This is a genomic window from Agathobaculum sp., assembly GCF_022775115.1.
Taxonomy (GTDB): domain Bacteria; phylum Bacillota; class Clostridia; order Oscillospirales; family Butyricicoccaceae; genus Agathobaculum.
Window position 1 is genome coordinate 1 of sequence record NZ_JALFLA010000051.1, and the last position, 6,515, is coordinate 6,515.

Consider the following 6,515-nt stretch of genomic DNA (forward strand, 5'->3'; position numbering starts at 1 on the left):
CGAGGAAGGTCTGCGCTTCGCTATCCGTGAGGGTGGCCGTACCGTAGGCTCGGGTGTTGTTACCGCGATCAACGCTGACTAATCCCTAATTGGATATTTTAAGCTCTCATGCTTGGCATGGGAGCTTTTTCTTGTGTAAAAATTACCGACTTGCGGCAAGATACCCACAGGGAGGTGATATTTTGAAGCAGGAGACCAATGCGAAAGGCGGTGAACGGCCGGTGCGGCAGCATGACCATGCGGAGACGATGCCGCTGGACGATGCGGCGCAGCGCTGTCACACATGGGGCGGGGAAACGGAATATCCGCTTGGTATCTCGGTGCCGCCGCACGAGTACGGCAGCGAACGTCCGCACCCGATACGCGGCACGAACAGCAAGGATCTGAATGCATGGTGCATCGAACATCAGACCTGAGCGCGCGGCAGGGACAGACAGGACAAACCCTGTCTGTCCGTTTACTTTTTTGTCTCGCTGTGCTATAATAGCTGTAAAGCAATTTTGGTATCGTTTGTACCGAATGCATGCCCGGCTGTCGGCTGCGCGCGCCGGTAACGCAGGTGTTTCCCGTCGCATAGCTTGAGAGCAGGAGGGAAATATCATGTCTGTTTTTTGGCAATCAGTGCTTGCGGTTTTTGCCGCAGTCGGCCTGTATACGGTGCTGCACACGCTGAGCGAGCTGTTCTGTGCGCGGATGCTGCGGATGCATAGTGCGGCGGAGTTGACGCTGTACGGAGACGGCTGCGATGCGCGGAGCGAGCAGCTCATCCGCGCGGCGCTGCGCATACGCAGGCAGTACCTGCCCGATCTATCGATCACTTTTGTTGAGCTGGGCAACGGACAGGGACAAAATGTGGCCAAACATTTGGCCGCTCGGCAGAATATCATGTATTTGGATTAGTTTTTTGACGGAAGAGGAACGGTCAGGGTGGACGAAAGAACATATGTATTGATACGCGGCACAGTTGAGCAGGTCGTTTTCTACAACGAGGAAAACGGGTATGCCGTTTTGCGCCTTGCCGCCGAGGATGGAGCGGAGGTCACGGCGACCGGCGCCTTCCCCAATATCGGGCCCGGGGAGCAGGTGATTCTGACCGGCTTCTGGGTGACGCACCCGTCCTATGGGGAGCAGTTTTCGACCGAAGCGTTCGAGCGGCGACTGCCCACATCCGTGCGGGGCATTGCGGAGTACCTTGGCTCGGGCTTGCTGCGCGGCGTGGGACAGCGGCTGGCCGCCCGCATCGCGGAAAAGTTCGGTGAGGACACCTTTGAGGTGCTCGCTCATAAGCCCGAGCGCCTGACCGAGATTCGCGGTATCACCGAGAGCAAGGCGCGTGAGATAGGTCGTCAATTCGTTGAGCAGACCGAGATGCGGCTGCTGATGGATTTCCTCAACGAGCACGGCTTGCCGGTATCGCTCACACCGCTGCTGTATAAGCGCCTGCACGACAGCGCGATCGACGCACTGTGCGAAAATCCCTATCTGCTATGTGACAGCTACTACGAGGTGGACTTTAAGGTGGCGGACGCGCTGGCGATGGAGCTGGGGCTGTCCATGCTGTCCGAGGAGCGCGCGGAGGCGGGAATTTTGTATACGCTGGTGTTCAATCTGGACAATGGGCATACGTTTATCCCGGTGGAAAAGCTGATCGGCGCAGTCTGTGCGCTGCTCTCGGACGATGACGTGGTGTTCGATGAGGTGCGCGTACTGGACGGAATCGAACGGCTGCGCGAAAAGGGGCGGCTGGTGCGTGAGCATATCGCGGGGCGGGACGCGGCCTATCTGCGCGATATTTACACGGCGGAGACCTATCTGGCTGAAATGCTCGGCAAAATGGCCGAGCGCAGCTATCAATATGACTTTGACGTGGATGAGCTGCTGCGCGCGCTCGAGCTGAACAGTGCCTTTCCCTATTCGGAAAAGCAGCAGCAGGCGATCGGTATGGCGGCGCGTAACGGTTTGGTCATCCTGACCGGTGGTCCCGGCACGGGAAAAACGACCACTGTGCGCGGCATTTTGCAAGTGTTCGAGACGCTTGGTCTGCATACGCTGCTTGCCGCGCCGACCGGGCGCGCGGCAAAGCGGCTGAGCGAGCTGACCGGCATGGAGGCCAAGACCATCCACCGGCTGCTTGAGGCCGGTTTCGCGGCCGGTGGACGCACGGCCTTTGCGCGCAACCTGACCAATCCGCTCGAATGCGACGCGATCATTCTTGACGAGGTGTCGATGGTCGATATCACGCTGATGCAGGCGCTTATCGAGGCGCTGCCGCATGGGGCACGGCTCGTGCTCGTGGGTGACGCCGACCAGCTCCCGCCGGTCGGGCCTGGCAATTTCCTGCGGGATATGATCGGCTCCCACCGTGTGCCGACCATCCAGCTGACCGAGATATTCCGGCAGGCGCAGCAGTCGGACATTGTGATGAACGCGCATGCGGTCAACGCCGGGCAGATGCCAACGCCCTCCGGGGCGGACGGGGATTTCTTCCTGATGAAGCGTGCCGACCCAGCGGCGGTGATTGAGACGGTAGCTCAGCTTTGTGCTAAGCGGCTGCCCGACCATTATGGCTTTGCACCGGCGCAGATACAGGTGCTCTCGCCCGCCAAGCGGCAGGGAAGCGGCACCTATCCTCTCAACCGCCGACTACAAGAGGCGCTCAACCCTCCGGCTGAGAACAAGCGCGAAAAGCGCTTTGGGGACACGATCTTCCGCGAGGGCGACCGCGTGATGCAGGTACGCAACAATTATGATATCATCTGGGAGCGCGGCGACGGTGAGCAGGGCACGGGTGTGTTCAACGGCGATGTAGGCGAGCTGGTGCAGATATTTCCGCAGCAGGAGTGCATGGCCGTCCGGTTCGACGACCGGCTGGCGACCTACACCTTTGACATGCTGGGTGAGCTGGAGCTGGCCTATGCGGTCACGGTACATAAATCACAGGGCAGCGAGTTTGATGCGGTCGTGCTGGCGCTGTCGGACGGACTGCCGCGCAAGCTGCTGACGCGCAATATTCTGTACACGGCAATCACACGCGCAAAACAGCTGCTGGTCATCGTCGGCAGCATGGATACGGTGGCATATATGGTGGAAAACAACCAGAAGGGGCGGCGGTACAGCGCGCTCAAGGTGCGGCTGCGCGCCGAGTCTGCGGCCGATGCGACACAAATCGACTGAAATTCCGCCCAAACCACGGTGCAGGGTGTAATTATTTCGCAAATAACCTTGAAAACAGAAGGTCCAATGGAGTATAATAGGGATACTGCAAATCGGCGGATCAGAGTATAAAAGGATGAACAAGAAATATGGCTTCTTTTCTGGAAATGATAGCGAAAAAGTTTTCGCTGTTCTCAAGTGATATCGGTATTGATCTGGGCACGGCCACCGTGCTGGTTTATGTTAAGGGCAAGGGCGTCGTGCTCAATGAGCCTTCGGTCGTCGCGGTCGATAAGGTTTCGGGTAAGATACTGTCGGTCGGCGCAGAGGCGCAGAAGATGCTCGGCCGTACGCCGGGCAATATCATCGCCATCCGCCCGCTGCGCGAGGGCGTGATCTCAGACTATGAGATGACCGAGCGCATGATCAAGGAATTCATCCGCAAGGCGCAGGGCTTCCGCCTGTTCAAGCCTAACGTCGTCATCTGCGTGCCCTCGATCATCACCGAGGTCGAGGAGCGCGCCGTCATCGACGCGGGCACGCAGGCCGGCGCCAAGCGTGTCTACCTGATCGAGGAGCCGGTTGCGGCGGCGATCGGCGCGGGCATTGATATCGCCAAGCCCAACGGCAATATGGTGGTCGATATCGGCGGCGGTACGACCGATGTCGCCGTCATCTCGCTCGGCGGCATCGTTGAGTCGACCTCGATCAAGATCGCGGGCGATAAGTTTGATGAGTCGATCGTCAAATATGTCCGCCGCAAGCACAACGCGCTGATCGGTGACCGCACGGCCGAGATGATAAAAAAGAATATCGGCTGCGTCTATCCGCGCACCGAGGAGGTCTGCATGGAGGTCAAGGGGCGCTGCCTGATGACCGGCCTGCCGCGCACCTTTACCGTCAACTCGACCGAGATACTCGACGCGCTCGAGGAGGTCTCGACCGCGATTGTCGAGGCCATCCATTGGGTGCTTGAGCGCACGCCCCCCGAGCTGACCGGCGATATCTCGACCAACGGCATTGTGATGACCGGCGGTGGGTCGCTGATTTGGGGGTTCGACAAGCTGATTGCCTCAAAAACCGGTATACCGACTCATATCGCGGACGAAGCGATCTCGTGCGTGGCTTATGGCACGGGCAACTGCTTGGAAAATCTGTCCGGTATGCAGGACGGCACGATGAACCTGTCCCGCCAGCGGCAGATGATGCAGTGAAGCTGCCGGTGCGGCGGAGGGCGGCATGACCGAACAGGAAAAGTATATGAAGGCGGCGCTCCGTCTGGCGCAGCGGGCGGCAGAGGAGGGCGAGGTGCCGGTCGGCGCGGTCATCGTGTGCGATGGGAAGATCGTCGGACGCGGCCGCAACCGGCGTGAGAGCAGGAAAAATGCGCTCTGCCACGCCGAGATCGAAGCGATAGACAAGGCGTGCAAAAAGCTCGGCGGCTGGCGGCTGCACCGGTGCGACCTGTATGTGACGCTCGAGCCGTGCCCGATGTGCGCAGGAGCGATCATCAATGCGCGCATCAAAACCGTGTACTACGGCGCGAGTGACCCAAAAGCGGGGTCGTGCGGGACGCTGACCAATCTGTTCGCGCTGGCCTACAACCATAAGCCGGAAACCGTGTCCGGCATACTTGAGGAAGAATGCGCGGCCGTGCTGCGGGATTTCTTTCAGGCGCTGCGCGAAAAGCGCAGAACACGCCGTCTGCGCAGCGCAGACACCACCACAGGGATTATCAGCTTGGATAAAAGGGGTTAACAAACAATGCAGCAAAGAGAAAGGCTTGGCTCACGTCTCGGCTTTATTTTGCTGAGCGCGGGCTGCGCGATCGGCATCGGCAACGTGTGGAAGTTCCCGTATATGGCGGGGCAGCACGGCGGCGGCGCGTTTGTGCTGTTTTATATCTTTTTCCTGATCGCGCTCGGCCTGCCTATCATGACGATGGAGTTCGCGGTCGGCCGTGCCAGCCAGAAAAGTCCGGTAATGGCGTATCAGGCGCTGGAAAAACCCGGACAAAAGTGGCATATCCACGGCTATTTGGCCATGATCGGCAACTATCTGCTGATGATGTTCTACACCTCGGTCGCCGGCTGGATGCTGCACTATTTTTACTTGACCGCCTCGGGCGGCTTTGTCGGCGCGACGCCGGAACAGGTCGCTGCGCGCTTTCCGGAGATGCTTTCACAGCCGCTGGTTACTGGTGGGTGGATGGTGGTCGTGGTGCTGGTCGGCTTTGGCGTCTGCTCGTTTGGCCTGCAAAACGGCCTTGAACGTGTGACCAAAGCCATGATGATCGCGCTGCTGGCCATCATGGTTGTGCTGGCGTTCAATTCGATTGGCATGGACGGCGCGGCGGAAGGCTTGGCCTTTTATCTGAAGCCGGATTTTGGCCGTATGCTTGAGATCGGCGTGGGCACGACCATTGTCGGTGCGATGAATCAGGCGTTTTTCACGCTGTCGCTCGGCATCGGTGCGATGGCGATCTTCGGCAGCTACATCGGCAAGGGGCGTGCACTGCTGGGGGAAGCGATCAATGTCGCCGTGCTGGATACCTTTGTCGCTATCACCGCAGGGCTCATCATTTTTCCGGCTTGCTTCTCGTTTGGCGTCGCGGCGGACAGCGGCCCGCGCCTGATTTTTATCACGCTGCCCAATATCTTCAATAACATTCCGCTCGGCCGCCTGTGGGGCAGCCTGTTCTTTGTATTCATGTCGTTCGCGGCGTTTTCAACCGTGCTGGCGGTGTTTGAGAACATTATTTCCTGCTGCATGGATTTGACCGGCAGGAGTCGCAAGCAGGTCGCGGCGGTCAATATCGTGCTGATGATCGTGCTGTCGCTGCCGTGCGTGTTGGGCTATAACCTATGGAGCGGCTTTATGCCCTTTGGCGAAGGCTCAGCCGTGCTCGATTTGGAGGATTTTCTGGTTTCCAATATCTGGCTGCCGATTGGCTCATTGGTTTATCTGCTGTTTTGTACCAGCCGTTACGGCTGGGGTTGGGACAACTTTAAGGAGGAGGCCAACGAGGGCGGTGGTGCCAAGGTACGCGATGGGATGCGCCTGTATGTCAGCTATATCCTGCCGCTGATCGTCCTATTTATTTTTATCTGGGGCATTTATGATAAGTTCTTGAAATAACCTCTTGAAAAAATGGATGCGATGCGTTATAATAAATAGCGTTGCATCCGTTATGCCGGTGTGATGGAATTGGTAGACGTAGTGGACTCAAAATCTTGTTCGTCCATTCACAGGTGTTTTTGTAGGACCCTTGGTATTACAGCATATTTTCAACTGAATAACAGCATTTGGTTTTAATATCCCTCCCGCATATCCCTCCAAAATCAGAGATATGCGGGACACAG

At 58.1% G+C, this 6,515-nt stretch carries 7 protein-coding genes; all 7 read left to right on the top strand.

All coding sequences use genetic code 11. The features are described from left to right. Nucleotides 1-82, top strand: an 82-nt coding sequence (locus tag MR935_RS06215; RefSeq protein ID WP_290572010.1) for a hypothetical protein, incomplete at its 5' end; no start/stop codon positions are given. A 100-nt stretch (nucleotides 83-182) separates the two neighbouring features. Further along, the gene (locus MR935_RS06220; RefSeq protein ID WP_290572003.1) at nucleotides 183-416 is read left to right on the top strand and encodes a hypothetical protein; all 234 of its coding nucleotides are present in this window, start codon (nucleotides 183-185) and stop codon (nucleotides 414-416) included. Nucleotides 417-600: 184 nt separating this feature from the next. Then, on the top strand, nucleotides 601-900 hold the full coding sequence (locus MR935_RS06225; RefSeq protein ID WP_290572004.1) for a hypothetical protein: 300 nt from the start codon (nucleotides 601-603) through the stop codon (nucleotides 898-900). 27 nt (nucleotides 901-927) lie between these two features. After that, nucleotides 928-3,174, top strand: coding sequence for an SF1B family DNA helicase RecD2 (gene recD2, locus MR935_RS06230; RefSeq protein WP_290572005.1), 2,247 nt, complete (start codon nucleotides 928-930; stop codon nucleotides 3,172-3,174). A gap of 128 nt (nucleotides 3,175-3,302) precedes the next feature. Continuing rightward, nucleotides 3,303-4,367 carry a rod shape-determining protein gene (locus MR935_RS06235; protein ID WP_290572006.1) on the top strand — a complete coding sequence of 355 codons (1,065 nt, stop codon included), beginning with the start codon at nucleotides 3,303-3,305 and terminating at the stop codon, nucleotides 4,365-4,367. Between the two features lie 25 nt (nucleotides 4,368-4,392). Beyond that, on the top strand, nucleotides 4,393-4,911 hold the full coding sequence (gene tadA, locus MR935_RS06240) for a tRNA adenosine(34) deaminase TadA (RefSeq protein WP_290572007.1): 519 nt from the start codon (nucleotides 4,393-4,395) through the stop codon (nucleotides 4,909-4,911). Nucleotides 4,912-4,917: 6 nt separating this feature from the next. Continuing rightward, the gene (locus MR935_RS06245; protein WP_290572009.1) at nucleotides 4,918-6,291 is read left to right on the top strand and encodes a sodium-dependent transporter; all 1,374 of its coding nucleotides are present in this window, start codon (nucleotides 4,918-4,920) and stop codon (nucleotides 6,289-6,291) included. The last annotated feature ends 224 nt before the right edge of the window (nucleotides 6,292-6,515 follow it).